General features: G+C 46.7%; 2 pseudogenes. One reads left to right on the top strand and one right to left on the bottom strand.

What is annotated here, in order from left to right:
• Nucleotides 1-25 precede the first annotated feature (25 nt).
• Nucleotides 26-1,047: pseudogene (gene cls, locus CIK04_RS30095) on the bottom strand (cardiolipin synthase); the annotation flags it as partial.
• Nucleotides 1,048-1,431: 384 nt separating this feature from the next.
• On the opposite strand from cls, the pseudogene CIK04_RS30090 reads away from it, so the two are divergent.
• Nucleotides 1,432-1,660, top strand: a pseudogene (locus CIK04_RS30090) (sodium-dependent transporter); the annotation flags it as partial.

Raw genomic sequence — 1,660 nt, 5'->3', positions numbered from 1 at the left:
ACGCGATGTCCACGTGGGCGGTTCATTTTAAGGTATCCAGCAAATTAAGGCTAGGTACGAAGTAAGGAGTGGTGATGGTAACCGAGTGATTTGCTTGGTTGATGGCGAGAATCAACACTTGAGAAATCAAGTTCTCCGGCATGCCGGGGCCCGATGGAACTACTTGAATTGGGTTTTGGTATTGCGTCGAGTCTAATGGGCATTCAGGTAACCGGGGGAGTTGGCGCGCCCCAGTTTCCACTTCCCAGTCCCAGCAGTGGATTGCAGATAGTACGTTCACTGTTGGGCCYGTCAAACGCACCATGATATCCACCCATTGTCCAACGCCGCTGCTTTGTTTGAAGTAGGCGGGGTCGACCAAATTCATTGAACCTGTGTAGGCAATCTCATCGTCGATAACGATGATTTTTCGGTGCTGTCTTAAATCGAGGCGACGTAGGAAATACGCCACGGACTGACTTCTAAAGCTTGTACTACCTGAATGCCTGCATTGACCACTCTATGATGCCAATGGCTGCGGAAAATCGTGGGCTGCCAGCGGAATCAAGCAACAGTTTGACATCCACTCCTCGTTTGGCGGCTTGGATAAGCGCGGAAGCGACAGAATCCGCTAAACCACCGGGATGCCAGATGTAAAACACCATACGAATCGAGCTTTGCTGCCTTTCAATTATYACGAATAATAGAGTGAAGAATTTCTTCAGGTGAACGTTGCAGTGAAAGCGTGTTGCCACTCAGCGCTGGCAAACCAAGACGGGTGTTGCACAACTCGTCAATACGATAGATATGGCGTCCCATCGATTCAGGCGTGTGAGCTTGACAGTCATTTAACTGAGAGAACCAAGTGGCGAAAGGAGTGAACATCTCTTTTGCACGCTCAGCTCGTTTCGGCCGAGATTGAGCTCACCAAACAGAAAATAGCAGGCGCACGCCAAGCACTGGGAGAATGTAAATGATCATTAGCCATGCGAGCGAAACGCTCACGGCACGACGCTTTAACACGACACGGAACGTCACACCAGCAATCAGAACCCAATAAAGTCCGATCCCTGCGAGGGTGAGAAATGGTAGAACTTAGTCCATCGCTATCTCGTAGAAACTAGTAAACGATTCAGATAGTAAGCTGAAATAGAGAAATTAGAAATAGCAGCCTCAATAGAGAACCGAGTTCATATAGCGAAAGTTGTAAATATTTTGTAAAATTAAGGTTGATGAGGTGTTTGTGGTGAAAAATCAGCACTTAATCGCGATAATGAAAGATAAGGTGGGAAATAGACTGTTCGGGCTTCCAATTTTATTCTAACATGTTTTACTTGCTAGCAGGATGACGTCAAGCGAACAATGTTCGTGTGTAAAAAATTTTGTACATAACCTATTTAGACGCTCATCTGGATGCAAACACAACATATTTTTTGGAGATAGAGCGTGGATATGAGTAATACAAGTGCAGCACCACGTGGACACGWTGGGGTCTAAACTAGGCTTCGTAATGGCAGCCGCAGGCTCTGCGGTCGGTTTAGGCAATATATGGAAGTTCCCTTACACAGCAGGTGAGAGCGGCGGCGGTGCATTCGTTGCGATCTACCTATTTTTCGTTATTTTATCGGCTTTAGCGTAATGCTCACTGAGTTTGCTATTGGTTCGTAAGACAGGTCTTTCT

Source organism: Vibrio sp. 03_296 (genome assembly GCF_002265885.1).
This window is presented reverse-complemented; position numbering and strand designations above follow the sequence as displayed.